Here is a 19419-nt window from a genome sequence, read left to right as displayed (position 1 = left end):
GCGACAACGTGTCCTGGTCGACAGCGATACCGGGCCTGAGACCTCAAGTCTGAACCTCCCCACCAGCAATTAACGTCTCACTAACGAGCGAGCCAAATCTGGGCTTTATAGTCGGCCCTTCGCGCAAGCCAGGAGGGCCTGCGTCAGTCGATACGAAACCGCGGAGGACGACTCCTTGCACGTCGTACCGTTACCGGCGCTTGCCGATAATTACATTTGGGTGCTGCACGACGACGCCGGCCAAGCCATCGTCGTGGATCCAGGCGATGCCCAACCGGTCGAGGCGGCGCTCAGGCAGCGCGGCCTGAAGCTTTGCACCATCCTGCTGACGCATCACCACCATGACCACATCGGCGGCGTGGAAGCGCTGCTTGCCCAGCACGACGTGCCGGTCTATGCCCCTCGCGACGAACGCATCACCTGCGCCACGCATCGCGTGAACGACGGCGACGTGGTGACGCTCGCCATGCCCTCGGCACGTTTTGAAGTGATTGCCGTACCCGGACACACGACCACCCATATCGCCTATACCGGCGAAGGCGTCCTGCTTTGCGGCGACACGCTTTTCAGCATGGGCTGCGGGCGACTGTTCGAAGGCACGCCCGAGCAGATGCTCGCCTCGCTGGATCGACTGGCGGCGCTGCCGGCCAACACACTGGTGTGTTGCGCGCACGAATACACCGCCGCCAATGCACGCTTTGCGCAAACCATCGAGCCACACAACCCCGCACTTGCAGCACGCCAGCAGGAAGTGGCCGCGCTGCGAGCGCACGACCAACCCAGTCTGCCTGTCTTGCTTGCCACGGAGCATGCGACGAACCCCTTTCTCCGCACGGACCACGATGCCGTGATCGCATGGAGCCAACGCCATGGCGTGGCTGACGATCGCGTGGCGCGTTTTGCGGCGTTACGGGCCAACAAGGACGTGTTTACCGGATGAAGATCAGCCGCCGCCTGCGTCCCCTGCCCCTTGCCACGTCGGTCTTCCTGGCCGCGTGCGCTACCGGCCCGGCACAAAAGGCGCCACCGGCTCCCGCAGCCGCGCCTGCGCCGCAATCCGGAGCCTCGCACAGCGCAACCGTCCGCCCGGCGCCTGCGCCGGCTGCAGCGAACGCCGTGGACGATGGAAATATCTGGCAGAACCTGCGCAACAGTTTTGCCATGGCCGATTGCGATGCCGATCCGAACATCGTCGCGTGGGCGCGTCGCTACACCAGCAACCCGCAGCGCTTCGAAGATCAGATCGCGGCGGCCGCTCCACGCCTGGCTTATGTGCAACAGGTGGCGGCACGGCACAACGTGGCCGGCGAATTTGCCCTGATTCCCTGGGTCGAAAGCCAGTATCGCCCGATCTCAGGCGGCAAGGGCATGCCCTCGGGCATGTGGCAGATCATGCCGTCCACGGCCAACGCCATGGGCATACGCGTGGACCGGAATTTCGATGGCCGCCTCGATGTACCCGCCGCCACCGACGCCATCATGGCGCTGCTCAGCCGCTATCACGACGACCTCGGCGACTGGCGACTGGTGGACTATGCATTCAATGCAGGCGAGTTCGGCATCAAGCGCGTGGTGAGCCAGCATGGAGCGCCGCCTGACGAACCCGTGATCCCAAAGATGCCGGTGAAGCCAGTCACGCGCGAGCATCTGGTCAAACTGCTCGCCATCGCTTGCGTCATCCGCGAACCCGACCGCTTCAACGTGAGCTTGCCGACGCTGCCATCCGAGCAGCGGTTGGTGAAAGTGGACATCGACAACTCCATGCCGATCGCGCGCGCCGCCAGCCATGCCGGCATGTCGCCTGACGATCTGAAGGATATGAATGCGGCGTTCCGCAACGGCGTGGTCGATACCAACGCCTCGCCCTATTTGATGCTGCCGAGCAACAAGGTGCAGCAGTTCCGCAATTCGCTGTCGGCTGCAAACAACGGCAATGCCCAGACCGTACCGGGCACGGCGACGCTTCCGCCGTTGGGCGCGGCACTGAGCGCGGCCGATCAAGACGACGACAGCAGCGCTGGATCGGGCAAGGTCAGTTCGTCCAAACGCACTCACACGGTGAAATCCGGCGAGAGCCTGTGGTCGATCGCGCGTCGCTACTCGTTGGACATCAAGCAGCTCGAACTGTGGAACCATCTGCAAGGCGCCGTGGTAAAGCCCGGACAGGTGCTGAAGATCAGCGCACCGGGTTGAACCCGGGCGGATCGGCGGCGCTCGCATTGCGCGCCGTCACGACATAAAAAAAGGGCGACCATGGGTCGCCCTTTTTTTGTCTGCCGGCAGATCGTTTACATACGATCGGCGGCAATCTTGATCTCAGTCTTCGCCTTCAACGCATCGATATAAGCCTGCGTGGCGAGGATGCCGTAGGCCTGGCCCATCTGCTCGCGCAGCGTGCTGCGCTGTTCGGCGGAGATCTTGCTCAGGTCGCCGTCCTGGACCTTGTCCACGCCCACCAGCGCATAGCTGCCATCGTGCAGCGCGACGCGGGCGAATTGGGCCTTGCCGGCGGCTGGGTGCGGCAGCAGGAAGGCCTGCTCCAGCACTTCCGGAGCCACGCCCTGCTGCATGCGGATCGCATCCGGCACCGCCTGCACGGTCGCACCAGCCGAAGCCGCAACCGCCTGCATGTCTTCGCCCTTTTGCACGCGGGCCAGCAAGGCATCCGCGCGCTTCTGCTCTTCCGCAGCCGTACGCTCGTCGAGAATCTTCTGGCGCACCTGGTCGCGCACATCCGCCAGCGGACGGGCCGCCGCAGGCACGTGCTTGTCCAGGCGGACCACCACGGCATGATCGGAGCCCAGATCGATCAGGCCGGAATTATTGCCCTGGAGCAGCACGTCGTCGGAGAACGCGGCCTGGACCAGCTTCGGATCGGCCGTGATGCCCTGGCCGCCCTTGCGGGAGAACAGCTCGGTGGTCTTCACCGGCAGGTTCAGCGCCTGCGCGGCGGAATCCAGCGTCGAGGGATTCTGGTACGTCTGGTCGGTGAGCTTGCCGGCCAGTTCGTTGTACTGACGGTCACGCTCGGTCGTCAGGTAATCCTTGGCGATCTGGTCGCGCACTTCGGCGAACGGCTTGGCGTCGCCGCTGCGCACGTCGCGCAGCCACAGCACGTGGTAACCCTCGTCGGACAGCACCGGCTTGGAGATCTGGCCCTTCTGCAGGGCGAACAGCGCGGAGTCGAACGACGCGTTGGTCACGCCCTTTTCCAACCAGCCCAGGTCACCACCGGAACGCTTGGAACCCAAGTCGTCGGAGTCCTGCTCGGCCAGCTTGGCGAAGTTGTCCGTGGTGGCTTCGGCAGCAATCTTTTCCGCCTTGGCCAACGCGGCCTTCTGCTGATCCGGCGTGGCGTTCTTGGGCACGTTCACCAGGATGTGCGAGACCAGGCGCTGTTCGGGCTGCACGAAGCGCTGCTTCTGCTCTTCGTAGCGCTTCTTCAGGTCGTCTTCGCTCGGCTGCGCATCGATCTTCAGATCGGCGCCGTTGACCTCGATGTACTTCACCGAGACCTGCTCCGGGCTCATGAAGTCGGCCTGGTGCTCTTTGTAATAGGCATCGAGCTGCGCGTCGGTCACTTCGGTATCGGTCAGCGTCGGTCGCGGCAGCGCGAACCAGCGCAGGTCGCGGCGCTGATACAGCAGGCCCAGATAACGGTCCATGTCGGCGTCGGTGACGATCGTGCTGGCGATGATCGCGCGCGGCAAAATGCCCGGCTCAAGCGATGCGCGCTGGCTGTTCTCGAACATCGCCGGCGTCATGTTCTGCGCAGCGAGAATGGCGCGGTAGGTCGCCGGATCAAACTGGCCGTTGACCTGGAATGCCTGCTGGCTGGAAATGCGATCACGCAGCTCGACCGCCGAAACCCTCAGGCCAAGCGACTCGTTGGTCTGGCGCAGCAGCTGCTCGTTGATCAGCTGGTCGAGGATCAGGCGCTTGGTCTCGGGCTTTTCGAACTCGGTCGCGTCGAACTGGTCGCCCGCGCGAGCCATGGCGTCACGGCGCGCTTCGTTGACGCGGTCCTGGTAATCGCGCTGGCTGATTTCGTGCTTGCCGACCATCGCGACATAAGTATCGGTCCGCGATGCGAAATACGATTCGATGCCGAAAAACGAGATGGCGAAAACGCAAATACCCAGAATGACGATGGACGGCCATCCGTGAAGCTTGGTACGCAATGCCTGCAGCATGGAGATGTTCCCGGGCTCTCGTTGTTCGGCGCACAAAGTGCGGGGTACGCAAATGGCAAGGGCGCCACACGGGCGCCCTTGCGAACTGTGGCGGAGCGGACGGGACTCGAACCCGCGACCTCCGGCGTGACAGGCCAGCATTCTAACCGACTGAACTACCGCTCCACTTATTACTGGTGGGTGCTGTAGGGATCGAACCTACGACCCTCGCCTTGTAAGGGCGACGCTCTACCGCTGAGCTAAGCACCCGAAACTAAGCAAGTAGCCGCTTAGTTTAGGGCATCCTTGAGGGTCTTGCCAGCCTTGAATGCCGGAACCTTCGAGGCCTTGATCTTGATCGTCTCATTGGTGCGCGGGTTGCGACCGGTACGGGCAGCGCGCTTACGCACGGTGAAGGTACCAAAGCCGACCACCGACACATCGTCACCCTTCTTCAGCGCCTTCTGCACGGTCTCGAAGAACGCTTCGAGAGCACGGCCGGCGTCAGCCTTGGTGAGTTCGGCCTTCTCGGCAATGGCATTGATCAGATCGGTTTTATTCATTGAGACACTCCCTTAAACGGTTATGCAGCCCGCATGGTCATTCTGGGACCAGGCGACGTCACCTCATGGCAGACACCGGGACATCACCAAGCAATCCCGCATCACTGCGCACCATGCTTGGCGTCAGGCTGCGGTGTCGCCTTTATACCAGTGGCCCCAAGGGTCCGCAATGACAAGCAATACCAAGGGTTCGCGCGGTTCAGCATGGTCCGCGAATGCTTGCAAAGAATGCTCTGAAACGCTATGCGGCAGCGACACCGCTGGCGTGATCCAGAGTCAAAAACGGGCGGTTGCCCGCCCGTCTTTGGTGATGCTTGTCACGGATCAATGAGGCCGCGTGTACGGCTCCTGGTCCTGCGACTCCTCGTGCGGTGCGTCCACCTTCGGCTTGTCGCCGTCGGCAGCCTGGCGCGGATGCAGAGGACGCTCCAGCGCGATGTCCAGCACCTCGTCGATCCATCGCACCGGATGGATATCCAGCGACGCGGTGATGTTGTCCGGAATGTCGGCAAGATCTTTCTTGTTCTCTTCCGGAATGATCACGGTGGTGATGCCGCCGCGATGCGCTGCCAGCAACTTCTCCTTGAGACCGCCGATCGGCAGCACGCGACCGCGCAGGGTGATCTCGCCGGTCATCGCGACTTCGGAACGCACCGGCACCTTGGTCAACACCGAGACCAGCGCCGTGCACATGGCAATGCCTGCACTCGGGCCGTCCTTCGGCGTCGCACCCTCCGGGACATGGATATGGATGTCGTATTTCTCGTGGAAATCCGGCTCGATACCCAGGCGATCGGCACGTGCGCGCACCACCGACAAGGCAGCCTGGATCGACTCCTTCATGACGTCGCCCAGCTGGCCCGTATGCACCAGACGGCCCTTGCCCGGCATCACCGAGGCTTCGATGCTGAGCAGGTCGCCGCCCACCTGGGTCCAGGCCAGGCCGGTCACCAGGCCCACTTCGTTCTGCAATTCCTTGCGGCCGAAGTCGAAGCGGCGCACACCCAGGTACTGCTCGAGATTGGCCGACGTGACCGCGACCCGACCCGGCGCCTTGGCCTTGGGTTTGGCCGTCTTTACGGCCGCAACCGGCTTGACCGCAGCGCCCTTGGCGGCAGCCTTCTTGATCTGTCCAAGCGTCAGCTCCTTGACCACCTTGCGGCAGATCTTGGAGATCTCGCGCTCGAGGTTGCGAACGCCCGATTCGCGCGTGTAGTAGCGCACGATATCGCGCACCGCTTCCTCGTCGATGCTCAGCTCTTCCGACTTCAGGCCATTGGCCTTCAGCTGCTTGGGCAGCAGGTATTTTTGTGCGATGCCCAGCTTTTCATCCTCGGTGTAACCCGGGATGCGGATGACTTCCATGCGGTCCAGCAGCGGGCCCGGGATATTGAGCGAGTTGGCCGTGGCGATCCACATCACCTCGGACAGGTCCAGATCGACCTCGAGGTAGTGGTCGTTGAAGGCGTGGTTCTGCTCCGGATCGAGCACTTCCAGCAGCGCCGAGGACGGATCGCCGCGGAAGTCCATCGACATCTTGTCGATTTCGTCGAGCACGAAAAGCGGGTTCTTCGAGCTCACCTTGTTCAAGTTCTGCACGATGCGGCCCGGCATGGAGCCGATATAGGTGCGACGGTGACCGCGGATCTCAGCCTCGTCGCGCACGCCACCCAGGCTCATGCGGACGAATTTGCGATTGGTGGCCTTGGCGATCGACTGACCCAGCGAGGTCTTGCCCACGCCCGGCGGACCCACCAGGCACAGGATCGGGCCCTTCATCGCGTTCACGCGCTGCTGCACGGCGAGGTACTCAAGGATGCGCTCCTTGACCTTCTCCAGGCCAAAGTGATCGGCATCGAGCACTTCCTGCGCCAGCTGCAGATCCTTGCGGACCTTGCTGCGCTTTTTCCACGGCACGCCCACCAGCCAGTCGAGGTAGTTGCGCACCACGGTGGCTTCGGCCGACATCGGCGACATCTGGCGCAGCTTGCCGAATTCCGCGCGCGCCTTGGCGAGCACGGGCTTGGGCATGCCGGCGGCTTCGATCTTCTTTTGCAGCTCTTCGATTTCGTTCGGGCCTTCCTCGCTCTCGCCGAGCTCCTTCTGGATGGCCTTCATCTGTTCGTTGAGGTAGTACTCGCGCTGGCTCTTTTCCATCTGCGACTTGACGCGGCCGCGGATGCGCTTTTCCACCTGCTGCAAGTCCATTTCGCCGTCGACCAGGCCGATCAGCAGCTCAAGGCGCTGACCCACATCGGAGGTCTCCAGCACCTTCTGCTTGTCCGCCATGCGCACGGACAGGTGCGCCGCGATCGAGTCGGCGACGCGCGAGGGATCATCGATGCCCGACAGCGTCGCCAATACTTCCGGCGGCAGCTTGCGGCTCTGCTTGACCAGTTGCTCGAACAGCGAGATCAGCGTGCGCGACACCACGTCGAGCTCGCGCTCCTTGGAGCTGTATACCGGCTCGATCACGCGCGACGTAGCGGTGAGCATGCCACCGTCTTCGTTGTAGTTCTCGATCTCGACGCGCGACTGACCCTCGACCAGCACCTTCACGGTCCCGTCGGGCAGCTTCAACAATTGCAGCACGCCCGCGAGCGTGCCGATCTGGTGCAGATCGCTGATCTTGGGATCGTCGATGTCCGGGCTTTTCTGTGCGACCAGCAGGATCTGACGCTCACCCTCCATCGCGCGCTCCAGCGCACGCATGGACTTGTCGCGCCCGACGAACAGCGGGATGACCATATGGGGATAAACCACCACGTCACGCAGCGGCAATACTGGAAGCGCGTCCAGGATGGCGCCGGTGGCTTGGGGGTTGGGGGCAGTCTTTGCCATCGAAGAGAATCTCTCGTGATGTGTCGTCTTTGCACCGACACTGCGCCGGGTGCATCTGTACGTCAAGTGGTGCCTTAGGGTCACTCACACAAGTGCATGAGCGGCCGCACAAACAAAATGGCCCCGGCAATCTGCCGAGGCCATTGGATCACTCAAGCGTGTGAACTGCTCAGGCGGCGTCGCCGCCCTCACCCGCTGCGCGCGGTTGCTTGAGGTTGCCGCGATAGATCAGATACGGCTCGGCCTGGCCTTCGATGACGGCATCGTCCACCACCACCTTGCTCACATGCTCCAGCGACGGCAGCTCGTACATGGTGTCCAGCAAGACCGACTCGAGAATGGTGCGCAGACCGCGTGCACCGGTCTTGCGCTTGAGCGCTTTGCGCGCAATCGCCTGCAGCGCTTCCGGACGGAACTCCAGCTCCACGCCTTCCATTTCGAACAGCTTCTTGAACTGCTTGGTGACCGCGTTCTTCGGCTCGGTGAGGATCTTCACCAGCGCCGGCTCGTCGAGCTCGTCGAGCGTGGCGACCACCGGCAGGCGGCCGACAAACTCGGGGATCAGGCCGTAGCGCACCAGATCCGACGGCTCCACATCGGCCAGCACCTTGCCCAGGTTTTCCCTGCGCTCCTTGCTGCGCACTTCGGCCGAGAAGCCGATGCCCGTGGTCTCGGAACGCTGCTGGATGACTTTCTCCAGACCCGCGAACGCACCGCCGCAAATGAAGAGGATGTTCTTGGTGTCCACCTGCAGGAATTCCTGCTGCGGATGCTTGCGACCACCCTGCGGCGGCACCGAGGCCAGCGTGCCTTCGATGAGCTTCAACAGCGCCTGCTGCACGCCTTCGCCGGACACATCGCGCGTGATCGACGGGTTCTCGCTCTTGCGCGAAATCTTGTCGATTTCGTCGATGTACACGATGCCCGACTGCGCCTTGTCGACGTCGTAGTCGCACTTCTGCAGAAGCTTCTGGATGATGTTTTCCACGTCCTCGCCCACGTAACCGGCTTCGGTCAGCGTGGTGGCGTCGGCGATGGTGAACGGCACATTGAGCAGGCGTGCCAGCGTTTCGGCCAGCAGCGTCTTGCCTGAGCCGGTCGGGCCGATCAGGAGAATGTTGGACTTGCCCAGCTCGACGTCGTCGCTCTTGGAACGCGACTCCATGCGCTTGTAGTGGTTGTACACGGCGACCGCGAGCGCCTTCTTGGCGCGGGTCTGGCCGACCACATACTGGTCGAGGGTTTCCATGATCTCGCGGGGCTTGGGCAGCTGGCTGCGCCCGGAGGCGGCCTTTTCCTCAAGCTCTTCGCGGATGATGTCGTTGCACAGCTCTACGCACTCGTCGCAGATGAACACGGAGGGACCCGCGATCAGCTTGCGCACTTCATGCTGGCTCTTGCCGCAGAAGGAGCAGTAGAGAATCTTGCCGCTGTCGTTGGAACGGCCCTGCCGGTCGTCGCTCATGCCTGGATCCTGCTGATAAATCGATTGCGGTTTGAGAATAGCACAGGGTTCCGCGTCTGCAGCGAGACGCGGAACCGCCTGCAAACCTGGTACCAGGAACGTGAAATCAGCTGGATTTCACCGTCTCGACGGCGCGGCGATCGAGGACCTGATCAATAAGGCCATATTCCTTGGCCGCCTCGGCGCTCATGAAGCGGTCGCGCTCCATGTCCCGCTCGATCTTGTCCAGCGGCTGGCCGGTATGCTGAACGTAGATGTCGTTCAGGCGGCGGCGCAGGTACAGGATTTCCTGGGCCTGGATCTCGATGTCGGTCGCCTGGCCGCGGGCACCGCCCGACGGCTGGTGGATCATCACGCGCGAATTGGGCAGGGAGTAACGCTTGCCCTTGGCGCCGGCCATCAGCAGCAGCGATGCGGCGCTGCAGGCCTGGCCGATGCACATGGTGCTGACATCGGGCTTGATGAACTGCATGGTGTCGTAGATCGCCAACCCGGCGGTGACGGCACCGCCCGGGCTGTTGATATAGAGATGGATGTCCTTGTCCGGATTTTCCGACTCAAGGAACAGCATCTGTGCGACCAGCAGGTTGGCCACCTGATCGTTCACCTCGCCGACAAGGAAGATCACGCGCTCCTTGAGGAGGCGCGAATAGATGTCGTACGAGCGCTCGCCGCGAGCGGTCTGCTCAACGACGATCGGTACCAGGTTGAGGTTTTGGATCTGGTCCATAGCCATGCGTGTCGCTCTCCGGTGTATTGGCCTGAAGAATGCCTCAGGCGTTGACCGGGCGCATCACCTCGTCGAAGCCAAGATTCTGCACAGTGGTCGAGGCGTGATCCGCCACCCATTCTGCGACCTGGTCTTCCATCACGCGATTCTGCAGCCCAGACATCAATTGGGGGTCGCGATTGTACAGTTCAATGACCTTTTCCGGCTCTTCGTAGGTCGAGGCGATCGCGGCCAGCTGCTCGGCCACGCGGCTGCGGTCGATGACCAGGGACTGCTTGCGGGCAATCTCACCCATCAGCAGACCGGCAATGACGCGCTTGCGGGCAACCGGGGTGGCGGCTTCGATCAGCTGCGGCGGAACCTGCTGGCCACGCGGGATGCTGTTCTGGGCCAGGGCATGCGCCTCGGACTGCACCATCACGTTCGGCACGTCGATGTCCGGATGGGCATCGGCAAGCTTTTCAGCCACTTCGGACTTCAGGCGGGCCATCAGGGTGGCCTTGAGCTCGCGCTCGAGATTGGCGCGCACTTCCTTGCGGAACTTCTCCAGGTCGCCATCGTCGATGCCGAACAGGGCGACGAATTCGCCGTCCACTTCCGGCAGCTTCGGCTCCTGCACCTTGATGATCTTGAAGTGGCACTGGGCGGCCTTGCCGGCCAGGCTTTCGTTGCGGAAATCGCTCGGGAAGGCCACTTCGGCGTCGAATTCGTCGTCGGCCTTGCGGCCGGTCAGCACTTCATCGAGCGCCTTGAACAGGGTGCCCGAACCCAGCACGCTGCCGGCACGCTCCAGGCCTTCGGCCGGGAAGCGGTAGTCGTCGGCCTGGGCCGAGTACTCGAACATCACGAAATCGCCTTCGGCCGAGGCGCGCTCGACTTCGTCGAAGCTGCGGCGCTGCAGGCGGAGGGTCTCGATCATCTTCTCGATGTCGGCGTCGGTCACTTCGGCGACCGGACGGGTCACGGCGAGCGCGGCGATGTCGATTTCCGGGAATTCCGGCATGATTTCAAAGGTGGCCGTATAGGCGATCTCGCCTTCGACCGGACGACCGGTCGTGTCGATCGACGGGTTGGCGATCGGACGCAGGTTTTCCTGGGCAACGGCTTCGCGCAGGGTGCTGCCGATCAGGTCGGAGAGCACTTCACCGCGGACCTGGTCGCCAAAGCGCTGCTGGATCACTGCAGTGGGCACCTTGCCCGGACGGAAGCCCTTGAGGCGCACGGTGCGACCCATTTCGACGATGCGAGCATTCACCTGCGACTCGAAACGCTCCGCGGGGAACTTCACCGTGAGCTTGCGCTCCAGCTTGCCGACGTTTTCAACCGAAACCTGCATGACGTCTCCTGGTGTACCTGTAAGTGCGCCCGTCAAAGGCGCGTGGCGGCTCGAGGCCGCCTGCAAAAAGAAAAACTCAAGGGATGGTGCGAAAGGAGGGACTCGAACCCTCACGGGGTTACCCGCTGGAACCTAAATCCAGTGCGTCTACCAATTCCGCCACTTTCGCATCAGAACTACTAAGAGGAAGTTTCCGCAAGCATCGGATTTTCAAGGGAATAGACAGGCCAAATGCCCGTACGCCCCGCCCCGCCAGCCTCCGGGCGCCCCGCCCCTAAGTCGATGATTCCCTTACACGAAAGCGGGCCATTTTACGGGTCGCGCGGGGCGCAGCACAAGCGGGCAAGTGCCGAGACAGAATGCTCTGATTCGCCGCAGACGGCTGCTACCTCTAGAGCTCGCGCAGGACGCGGAAGCCGACACGCCCGCTCCGAACGCTGGCATCGACGCCCTGCCGGTAGGCCGAGCGCACCTGTTCGGGAGAACTGCCCCAGGAACCGCCGCGGACCACGCGGGAACCGCAACCCGGATTCACCCAGGCGCCACCGTCGCGCGGTGCGCGCAGGTAGCTGTCATGCCAGCAGTCCTGCACCCATTCGGACACGTTGCCGTCGATGTCGTACAGACCAAAGGCGTTTGGCGCGAAGCTCATCACTGGCGCCGGGCCCCAATAACCGTCCCGGTAGCCCTGGAAGGCATTGCTCCAGCGTCTGCCGCTGGGTGAACGGTCTCCCGAACCGGTGAGATTTTCGACCTTCCCGCTCGGCGTGCCATCGCCCCACCAATAGCGGGAGGTGGTGCCCGCGCGCAGGGCGTATTCGAATTCCGCCTCGCTGGGCAGACGATAGGCTTTGCCAGTGCGCTGGCTTAACCAGTCCACATAAGCCTTGGCGTCATTCCACGACACATTGACGACAGGGAGGCGGCTATCCGCGTTGCGGCCGGCATAGTCGTCCTGCCAGCTGGCACTGGTGTCGTCGCGCATGGCGCCCGTGCCTTCGTCATAGACGCTTGCTCCGCCCAGCTTGACCGAGTCGGGCTGATATCCGCTGGCTCGCACGAATTCGCGGAACTGCCCCACGGTGATGGATGTGCGCGACAGCGCGAAGCCCTTGCCGATGGTGACCTCGTGCTGGGGCGTCTCGGCATCTTCCCGGCCAACTTCGTTGTCGGGCGCGCCGATCTGGAAGCTCCCGGTGGGAACGACCACCATCGACGGCGTCTGCCCCGGCATATCGGCAAACCGATCGGTGAAGACCTGTCCCGGCTTGTAGCTGGCATAGAGGCGCACATTGGTCAGGCGCTCGCCAAAATCAGTAAGCCCGGCCAGATCGGGACTAATCGCCTTGGCCTGCTCGGCCAACTGCTGGGCCATGGTCAGATTGCCCGAGTCCAGCGCGGACCGCGCCTGCCCGAGCAAGCCAGTGGCTCGCGCCACCCGCATGGCATCGACGCGCCCATGCACATCGCGCATGGCGGGAGAGTCCGGCGCTACCTGGGCCGCCTCCGCCAGCGCCTGGTCGGCCGCCTTGAAGTCGTTTTGCGCCACCGCGGCCAGAGCGCGGTCGAGCACGGCACGCTGCACCTGCAAGGTGCCCTGCGACGCCACGGCATTGTCCGGATCCAGCTGCTGCACCTGCCGATAGAGCTCCAGTGCATTGTTGCCGGGTGGCTGGTCGGCGTTGCCTTGCTGCAGCAATGTGGCGGCCTTGGCCAGCAGCGGGCGAACCTGGGTCAAAGTCTTCAGCTTGGCCTGCAGCTGGTTCACGTCGTCGGTGGCATCGGGGATGAGCTTGAGCGTATCGAGCAGATCGCTGGCAGCGTCCGCATCGCCCACCGCCACGCTCTGGTTGATTTCTGCCACCAGGCGCTCTCGCACTTCAAACAGGCCCTGCGCGGCACGCCGGCTATCGGGCTTGAGCTTGAGCGCCTGCTCATACAAGGCCACGGCGCTGTTTTCGTTGCCCGCCAGCTGTCCGGCCTTGAGGGCCTTGTCGGCTTTCGCCATCAAGGCCTCGACCTCGGGCGTGTCGGCACTGAGCTGTTCGGGCAAGTTGGTGTTCTTCTTGCTCAGCCGCGCCACCACCACATCGGTGGGCGCCAGCGTCAGCGGCGGACCGGCATCCACTTCGGACGGCTCGGGCCGCACACTTGTCGCCGGCGCCACGGCTGCCGCCGGCCCCAGGTTCATGGCGCGATGGGTTGCCGTCGCCGACGGCTCGACGTGGAGCACGCGCGGAAAAAAGTGATAGACCAGTGCGAGCGCCAGCACGACGACACCCAGGGCTCCGCCAAGGGCTCGCTGTCGTCGTACGGTTTCCTTGCTCGGCATGTTGGGCGTCCCTGGGCTGCCTGCTATGGTGGGCGATCTAAACCATAGGCACAAACCGATGTCAGGACAATGCACCCATGCACGTCCCGACTCAGGAACACGCATGCATCAAGAATCTTCCCTGGCGCCCGACGCCGCATGGATCGAGCGTCGCGACGATCTGCAGGCCTGGCTCGCGGATCTGCCAGGCGATGCCGCGCTGGGTTTCGATACCGAGTTCATGCGCCGCAATACCTTTTACCCGCAGCTGGCCCTGGTGCAACTGGGCTGGAATGGGCGCTACGCGCTGGTCGACCCGGTGGCCTTCGACATGGGCGATGCGCTGCAGCCGCAGATCGGCGGCGGCGACGTGGTCACGGTGATGCATAGCGCCAGCGAAGACCTGGAAGCTTTGTCGCCATTCCTGCCGCATGGTCCGCGCCAGCTGTTCGATACCCAGATTGCGGCAGCTTTTGTCGGCATGGGTCTTGGCATCAGCTATCGCGCCCTGGTGGCGGAGTTGACCGGCGCCGAGCTCGACAAGGGTGAAACGCGCTCGGACTGGCTGCAGCGACCGCTGACCGAATCGCAGCGCGCGTATGCCACGCTGGACGTGGTCTATCTAAAGCCAGTGCACGAACAGCTGGCCGAGCGACTGGTTCAGCGCGACCGCAGCGCGTGGCACGCCGAAGACTGCGAGCGACTCAAGCAACGCGCCTGCTACCGCGAAGGCGATCCCCAGCCGCAGCGCGGTTTTCGCAGCGCCTCGGACTGGCGCCCGGAACAGCGCGCCCTGCTTCGCCGCATCCTGCTATGGCGCGATCAATCCGCGCGCACGCTCGATCGCCCGCGCCCCTGGCTGCTCGAGGACGCCGCGGCCATGAGCCTGGCGCAACAACTGCCGCGCTCTGCCAGCGAACTCGACACCCGCACGCGCGGCCAGCGCGCGCTGCGATCGCCCCAACGCGCCGAGTTGCTGGAGTTGCTGCTGCGCCCGGTGGACGAGGACGACATCGCGGCGACCGCGACCATTCCCGAATCGCCGCAGGGGGAAGCAAAACGTGCCCTGCCCGCCATGAAGGACTGCGTGGACAAGGCTGCCCTCGAGCTCGACCTGCCCCCGGGCCTGCTGTGTCCGCGCAAGGTGCTGGAGGAATATGTGGTGACCGCGCAGTGGCCCGAATTCCTCGAGGGATGGCGTCGCCCGATCCTGTTCGAACCGCTCAGCGCCCTGCTCCCGTAAGGTCCTGGCGGGGGCTTGGCGAATCCCAAACGGCGCTGCTACTATCTTCCGCTCGTGTGGGGCCATAGCTCAGCTGGGAGAGCGCGTCGTTCGCAATGACGAGGTCGGGAGTTCGATCCTCCCTGGCTCCACCATTTCTACAAAACAACAGCGCTTTATGCCACTTGGCGTAAAGCGCTGTTTTGTTTTGGGATGACGTGATGCCGCCGCGAACCGAACGAAGGCCGGTCAACCGTACCCCGTTCGGACTGCGCATAAACGAAGGGGCATGCAACCGTCGTGATCTGCACGACAGCCCATACCCCTTTCGTCACGCCATGCAACGAGCGCGTTTAGCGCCGATGGCGCGTGTTCGGTGCGAGCGGACGCCCCGGCGCCAGGCCGGGATGACTGGCTTCGCGCGCAAACCGCTGCGTGGTTTGATAGCTGAGCTTCTTGTCACTCGATTCCCGCTTGACGGAAGTTCCACTGTAGACGTCGTGGATACGGGCCAGAGAGAGCGGCTCAGTAGGTTGCTTCATGAGAATTCCTTGGAAGGTGACGGATGCATGCCCACCAGCCGCGGCTGGGCACAACGGTGACTGCATAAGAAACCGATCAGCGACGACTTAGTGCAGGCAGTGATACCAAAGAGCCTCAATTCCCGTCCGTGTTGCACATACTCTGGCGTCCCTGACGGAGACAAAGCCTTCTTTAAGCAGGCAGCGGAGATCGCAAAGACCACCGGTAGCCCTCAATGGCAACGGACAGGCCGTCGCCACATGACGCAACAACGTCCATTGCCCGGAGGTCAGGATCTTGCGGGGGTTCATCATGCGAATCCCTCACCCGGAGTGGCCCAGGAACACATCGCACCCACGGTGCGCTTCGGATGTTCCATGACCCCACCACCCTACTCTCTGTTGGGCGATCGATTGTTAGGTTTTCCGGCACCCTGCAGGCAAGGCGCTAAACGCCTGCGCTACATGCCTCGCTGGTCGTAACCCTCAACTAACGGCGATACGCGCAGATTCGAACGGCAGAAGAGCGACAGAGGGTGATGGCTCGGCGCCGCCGAGAGAGACGTTTCTCTGCCTCCCATGCCCAATGGCGGAGGCCATGCCATGAACCAGTCACGTCAACAATTGCGTCAAACGATGAGTCGGCTCGACGCATCGATCACCATGCTGCATGCGTCGCACCCCACCGACGCGGACTTCTTTCAATCGACGGAATGCATTTTTTCCGACGTGCTTGCACATTCCTGTGCCGAGGATACGGACTGGCTGCTGGGCACCATCGACTGGATTTGCACCCAACATGGCATGCCTTATCCGGCGAGCTGACGAGCGCGGCAAACTTTGAGTGCGCATGGCCAAGAACGGTGCGCAGGCTCGCTTCCCGCCGCAAAACGGCGCATTTACAAGCGATGCAAGTGAACACGCAGTCATTATTCATTTGCTTTTTCAAGCCCTGCCCCCTACTGTGGGCGGGCTGAGTTTCAAGGGTCACCATAAATGTGGCCCGATGCTGTAGATTGAAGTTACCTACACCGTTGTACCCGTTTCCGCCTTGTGACCAGCTTTTTCGCCGCTCTGCGGCTTCATTCGTTTCAAGGAAAAAATCATGTCTCAGGTAGAAACCGGTACGGTCAAGTGGTTCAACGACGCCAAGGGCTTCGGCTTCATCAGCCGTTCGAGCGGTGAGGACGTGTTCGTCCACTTCCGCGCGATCCAGTCGCAGGGCTTCAAGAGCCTGCAGGAAGGCCAGAACGTGTCGTTCATCGTGACCCAGGGCCAGCGTGGCCTGCAGGCCGAGAACGTGCAGATCGTCTGATCTAGCCGTCCGTCCAAGAAAAAGCCCGGCCTTGAGCCGGGTTTTTTTTTGGCCTGTTTTCGGATAACCCGCCTGGGCAACGCCGTGGCGAGTCATCGGCTGCACCTAGCCAATGCAGCCGCCAGCAGACCAACACAAGCGAGTTAACGCTTCTCAGGCACCGCGACGTCTTTCGCTGCCTTTTTCTTGGCGAGCTTTTCGTCCTGCAGCTTCTTCTTTGCAATTTCGCGCTGACGCTTTTCGAAGGAATAGTTCGGCTTTGGCAAGGGAATCCTCGTGAGTATCAAGTGAGAAGGATGACGAGTGCGCTAACTGCACCGTCGACGCGTACGTACTACTGAAGCACCGGATCAACGCGACCGGCGGCAAGATCAGGCGACCTTGCCTACGACAGAAGCTTGCGCCTGCTCGGCCGCCAAAGCACGCTCTTCGGCATATTCGGTGCGAACCGCCTTGCAATAAGGCCCATTCATCACGAAGCGGCGACAGATGGATGGGCGGCTCTCGTAGATACCGCAATTCATCTTCGTGCTATTGATCGCGACGCACCAGCCGTCCTCATCATGCTTCATCACATGAAGGCCGCTGGGCAATTGCGTAGTGAGATGCGAGGGAATCTTGTCTTCGGGTTGCAGCACGACGGTGAGTCGGCAGCACACTGCATCGCAGGTCGAGCAACCAGAGGCCTTCTTAGGCGGGAGTTGCGACGCGGTCATGCGTGCACCGCCTGGTTGGCGCAGATGCAGCCAACCGCTTGCGGTCGGTAGCCCTGTGCCGTGGCGGGAACAAAGTCGTGAAGCGTGCAATAGCCTGGCATGGATGCTCCCAGGGGCGTCCTCGCAAACGCGAGGCACAAGTGAAAGGGAGCGAAGCGTGCGGTCTTGAGAACGCCGCACATCACTCGCGAAGCGAGGAAGTACTTGCAACGCCATGTTACACCATGGTGGCGAGGCAAATGTGATGGCATGACCGGTCAGGCGGTCATTGGTGCGTGAGACGACGATGCAGGCACGAGCACGTCGCCGGCACAACGCACGATGATGACGAATGACTCCTCCGTCGGCTCGATTGCCTGAGCAGTTCAATTCACCAAAGGCGGATCGCTCACTTCGACGCGACGCACGCTCAACGCCGTGCCTGCCGCCGCCACGATGATCGCAACGATGGCGAGCCACTGCAGAACGGTGAGTCGCTCACCGAGCAAGGCGACACCGGCCACCGCCGCGATGGCCGGTTCCAGACTCAGCAAGGTGCTGAAGGTGCGCGCGGGCAATCGCGTCAACGCGATCATCTCCAGTGAATAGGGCAGCGCCGAGCTGAGCAAGGCCACACCTAAGGCGTACGGCAACAACGCAGGCGACAACAGTGCGCTGCCTGCATGGGCGATGCCGAATGGAATGGCCAGCAAGGCGCCCATCGATGTACCCCACGTCACCGCGTCGGCGCCGTGCGCATCGCCCGCCCTCTTGCCGAACACGATGTACAGCGCCCAGCCCAGCCCTGCGGCGAGCGCGTACATCACGCCGATGGGATCCAGCGCTTTCGACGTCGCCTGCAACGGCAGCAGCAAGGCCAGGCCGACGACGACAAGCGCAATCCACAGGAAATCGATCAGCCTTCGCGAATGGAATAACGCCAGGGCGAGCGGACCGGTGAACTCCAGCGCCACGGCAATGCCAAGCGGGATCGTGCGCAGCGACATGTAGAACACCAGGTTCATGGCGCCCATCGAGAGGCCATAGGCCCATAAGGCTCCCCAGTTCGGCTTGTTCCCAAGCCGACGCCACGGACGGCGCCATAGCAATAGGATCAACGCACTCAGGCCCAGTCGGTACGCGGTCGCGCCCTGCGCTCCCACCACGGGAAACAGGTGCTTGGCCAGCGAGGCGCCGCATTGGTACGAGACCATGCTGATCATCAACACGCCGATCGCCAGGGCGAGCGGACCAACTGCGGAACGTGGGGACATGGGGCCGTTGCCATCAAACGATAGCGACATGATGCCTGCAGGCTCTTGCGATGCCCACCATGCACATCGGCCCATCGACCTCATTGCTGACAGCAGGCGTCAGCATTCTTGGGGACGGATGGTTCGGGCACGATGTCGAAAGAGCTTGCGCATTCACTGACTGCAAGGAAAACGACAGCGAGATAGCCCTTGATGTCCCGCGTGGAGAGCACACTTTCGGCACTGCACGCCGAAGAAAATCGTCGCCACAGTGTTCGCCATTCGCCGTCCCCTGGAGATTTGATTGTCATGACACCGCAGGAACAACAGCTACTCGATGATTTCCTCCAGCGCCTGGCCGCCGCCGGCAGCGTGGCGAAGGATCCGCAGGCCGATGCGCTGATCCGCCAGCGCCTGGCGTCCCAGCCGGATGCGCTGTATCTGCTGGTGCAGCGCAGCCTGTTGCAGCAACAGGCGCTCGACGCCGCCAAGGCGCAGATCGCGCAGCTTCAGGCTCAACTCGCCTCGCAGCAGCAGGGCGGCGGCAGCTTCCTGGGCGGCCAGCAGGCGTCGGCGTGGGGCGCGGTGCCACCGCCGATGCCGCCGCAGCAACCGATGCCGCCCCAGGCTGCTCCGAGCTGGCGAGATCGTCTGTTCGGCGGCGCACCGGCCCAACCCGCGCCCGCCGCGCCAAGTTTCCTGTCGCAGGCGGCCACCACCGCCGCGGGCGTTGCCGGCGGCATGTTCCTGTTTGACGGTATCGAAAGCCTGCTCGGCGGCCACCACGGTGGTGGCGGCTTCTTCGGTGGCGGCGGTCAGCCGACCGTGATCGAGAACATCACCGAGAACAACACCTACAACGACGGCAACAGCGATCGCTTGAGCGACAACCGCGATCGCGACGACTTTGCCTCCAACGACTTCACGCCGTCCAATGACTTCGATGACGGCAACGATGGCGGCTTCGACGACAACGGCTGGGCTTAAGCCGCTGC

17 protein-coding genes and 4 tRNA genes are annotated in these 19419 nt (G+C 62.9%); 7 read left to right on the top strand and 14 right to left on the bottom strand.

All coding sequences use genetic code 11. From position 1 onward, the window contains the following. The first annotated feature begins 175 nt into the window (after nucleotides 1-175). Nucleotides 176-940, top strand: a complete 765-nt coding sequence (gloB, locus tag AC1DMY_RS05950; RefSeq protein WP_477164045.1) for a hydroxyacylglutathione hydrolase — start codon at nucleotides 176-178, stop codon at nucleotides 938-940. After that, nucleotides 937-2193 (top strand): LysM peptidoglycan-binding domain-containing protein, encoded by a 1257-nt coding sequence (locus AC1DMY_RS05945; protein ID WP_477164044.1) that lies wholly within the window; start codon nucleotides 937-939, stop codon nucleotides 2191-2193. Before gloB ends, AC1DMY_RS05945 begins: the two co-directional genes overlap by 4 nt. A gap of 95 nt (nucleotides 2194-2288) precedes the next feature. On the opposite strand, the gene AC1DMY_RS05940 is transcribed toward AC1DMY_RS05945, so the two are convergent. From AC1DMY_RS05940 to AC1DMY_RS05895, 10 genes are all read right to left on the bottom strand, one after another. Continuing rightward, on the bottom strand, nucleotides 2289-4193 hold the full coding sequence (locus tag AC1DMY_RS05940; protein ID WP_477164043.1) for a SurA N-terminal domain-containing protein: 1905 nt from the start codon (nucleotides 4191-4193) through the stop codon (nucleotides 2289-2291). A gap of 88 nt (nucleotides 4194-4281) precedes the next feature. Then, a tRNA-Asp gene (locus tag AC1DMY_RS05935) sits at nucleotides 4282-4358 on the bottom strand. A 9-nt stretch (nucleotides 4359-4367) separates the two neighbouring features. Then, nucleotides 4368-4442 (bottom strand) — tRNA-Val (locus AC1DMY_RS05930). A gap of 20 nt (nucleotides 4443-4462) precedes the next feature. Next, nucleotides 4463-4735 (bottom strand): HU family DNA-binding protein, encoded by a 273-nt coding sequence (locus tag AC1DMY_RS05925; protein ID WP_019465590.1) that lies wholly within the window; start codon nucleotides 4733-4735, stop codon nucleotides 4463-4465. 324 nt (nucleotides 4736-5059) lie between these two features. After that, entirely contained in the window at nucleotides 5060-7576 is a 2517-nt protein-coding gene (gene lon / locus AC1DMY_RS05920; protein WP_477164042.1) for an endopeptidase La, read from the bottom strand. A 169-nt stretch (nucleotides 7577-7745) separates the two neighbouring features. Then, on the bottom strand, nucleotides 7746-9041 hold the full coding sequence (gene clpX / locus AC1DMY_RS05915) for an ATP-dependent Clp protease ATP-binding subunit ClpX (protein ID WP_121879605.1): 1296 nt from the start codon (nucleotides 9039-9041) through the stop codon (nucleotides 7746-7748). Between the two features lie 106 nt (nucleotides 9042-9147). Further along, a complete protein-coding gene (gene clpP, locus AC1DMY_RS05910; RefSeq protein WP_121879602.1) occupies nucleotides 9148-9777 on the bottom strand; it encodes an ATP-dependent Clp endopeptidase proteolytic subunit ClpP in 630 nt (209 codons plus the stop codon). Between the two features lie 37 nt (nucleotides 9778-9814). Continuing rightward, entirely contained in the window at nucleotides 9815-11107 is a 1293-nt protein-coding gene (tig, locus tag AC1DMY_RS05905) for a trigger factor (protein ID WP_477164041.1), read from the bottom strand. A gap of 84 nt (nucleotides 11108-11191) precedes the next feature. Beyond that, a tRNA-Leu gene (locus tag AC1DMY_RS05900) sits at nucleotides 11192-11276 on the bottom strand. A gap of 222 nt (nucleotides 11277-11498) precedes the next feature. Then, the gene (locus AC1DMY_RS05895; protein ID WP_477164040.1) at nucleotides 11499-13439 is read right to left on the bottom strand and encodes a formylglycine-generating enzyme family protein; all 1941 of its coding nucleotides are present in this window, start codon (nucleotides 13437-13439) and stop codon (nucleotides 11499-11501) included. Between the two features lie 103 nt (nucleotides 13440-13542). Between AC1DMY_RS05895 and rnd the strand changes: the two genes are divergently transcribed. Next, the gene (gene rnd, locus AC1DMY_RS05890) at nucleotides 13543-14661 is read left to right on the top strand and encodes a ribonuclease D (RefSeq protein ID WP_477164039.1); all 1119 of its coding nucleotides are present in this window, start codon (nucleotides 13543-13545) and stop codon (nucleotides 14659-14661) included. Nucleotides 14662-14719: 58 nt separating this feature from the next. Then, nucleotides 14720-14795 (top strand) — tRNA-Ala (locus AC1DMY_RS05885). 198 nt (nucleotides 14796-14993) lie between these two features. Here the strand turns inward: AC1DMY_RS05885 and AC1DMY_RS05880 are convergent. Then, complete coding sequence (locus AC1DMY_RS05880) at nucleotides 14994-15182, bottom strand: hypothetical protein (RefSeq protein WP_441603209.1); 189 nt, start codon at nucleotides 15180-15182, stop codon at nucleotides 14994-14996. A gap of 582 nt (nucleotides 15183-15764) precedes the next feature. Between AC1DMY_RS05880 and AC1DMY_RS05875 the strand changes: the two genes are divergently transcribed. Then, nucleotides 15765-15986 carry a hypothetical protein gene (locus tag AC1DMY_RS05875; protein ID WP_441603208.1) on the top strand — a complete coding sequence of 74 codons (222 nt, stop codon included), beginning with the start codon at nucleotides 15765-15767 and terminating at the stop codon, nucleotides 15984-15986. A 280-nt stretch (nucleotides 15987-16266) separates the two neighbouring features. Beyond that, complete coding sequence (locus tag AC1DMY_RS05870; protein ID WP_121879590.1) at nucleotides 16267-16476, top strand: cold-shock protein; 210 nt, start codon at nucleotides 16267-16269, stop codon at nucleotides 16474-16476. Nucleotides 16477-16619: 143 nt separating this feature from the next. Here AC1DMY_RS05870 and AC1DMY_RS05865 read toward each other — a convergent pair whose 3' ends face one another. The 3 genes from AC1DMY_RS05865 to AC1DMY_RS05855 all read right to left on the bottom strand — a co-directional run bounded on the left by AC1DMY_RS05865 (nucleotide 16620) and on the right by AC1DMY_RS05855 (nucleotide 18445). Continuing rightward, nucleotides 16620-16742, bottom strand: coding sequence for a hypothetical protein (locus AC1DMY_RS05865; RefSeq protein WP_441603207.1), 123 nt, complete (start codon nucleotides 16740-16742; stop codon nucleotides 16620-16622). 105 nt (nucleotides 16743-16847) lie between these two features. Beyond that, a complete protein-coding gene (locus tag AC1DMY_RS05860) occupies nucleotides 16848-17192 on the bottom strand; it encodes a YkgJ family cysteine cluster protein (protein ID WP_477164038.1) in 345 nt (114 codons plus the stop codon). 365 nt (nucleotides 17193-17557) lie between these two features. After that, nucleotides 17558-18445 (bottom strand): EamA family transporter, encoded by an 888-nt coding sequence (locus AC1DMY_RS05855; RefSeq protein ID WP_477164037.1) that lies wholly within the window; start codon nucleotides 18443-18445, stop codon nucleotides 17558-17560. Nucleotides 18446-18733: 288 nt separating this feature from the next. On the opposite strand from AC1DMY_RS05855, the gene AC1DMY_RS05850 reads away from it, so the two are divergent. Next, nucleotides 18734-19411, top strand: coding sequence for a DUF2076 family protein (locus AC1DMY_RS05850; protein WP_477164036.1), 678 nt, complete (start codon nucleotides 18734-18736; stop codon nucleotides 19409-19411). Nucleotides 19412-19419 lie beyond the last annotated feature (8 nt).

This window comes from Dyella sp. 01L423 (genome assembly GCF_056399945.1).
This window is presented reverse-complemented; position numbering and strand designations above follow the sequence as displayed.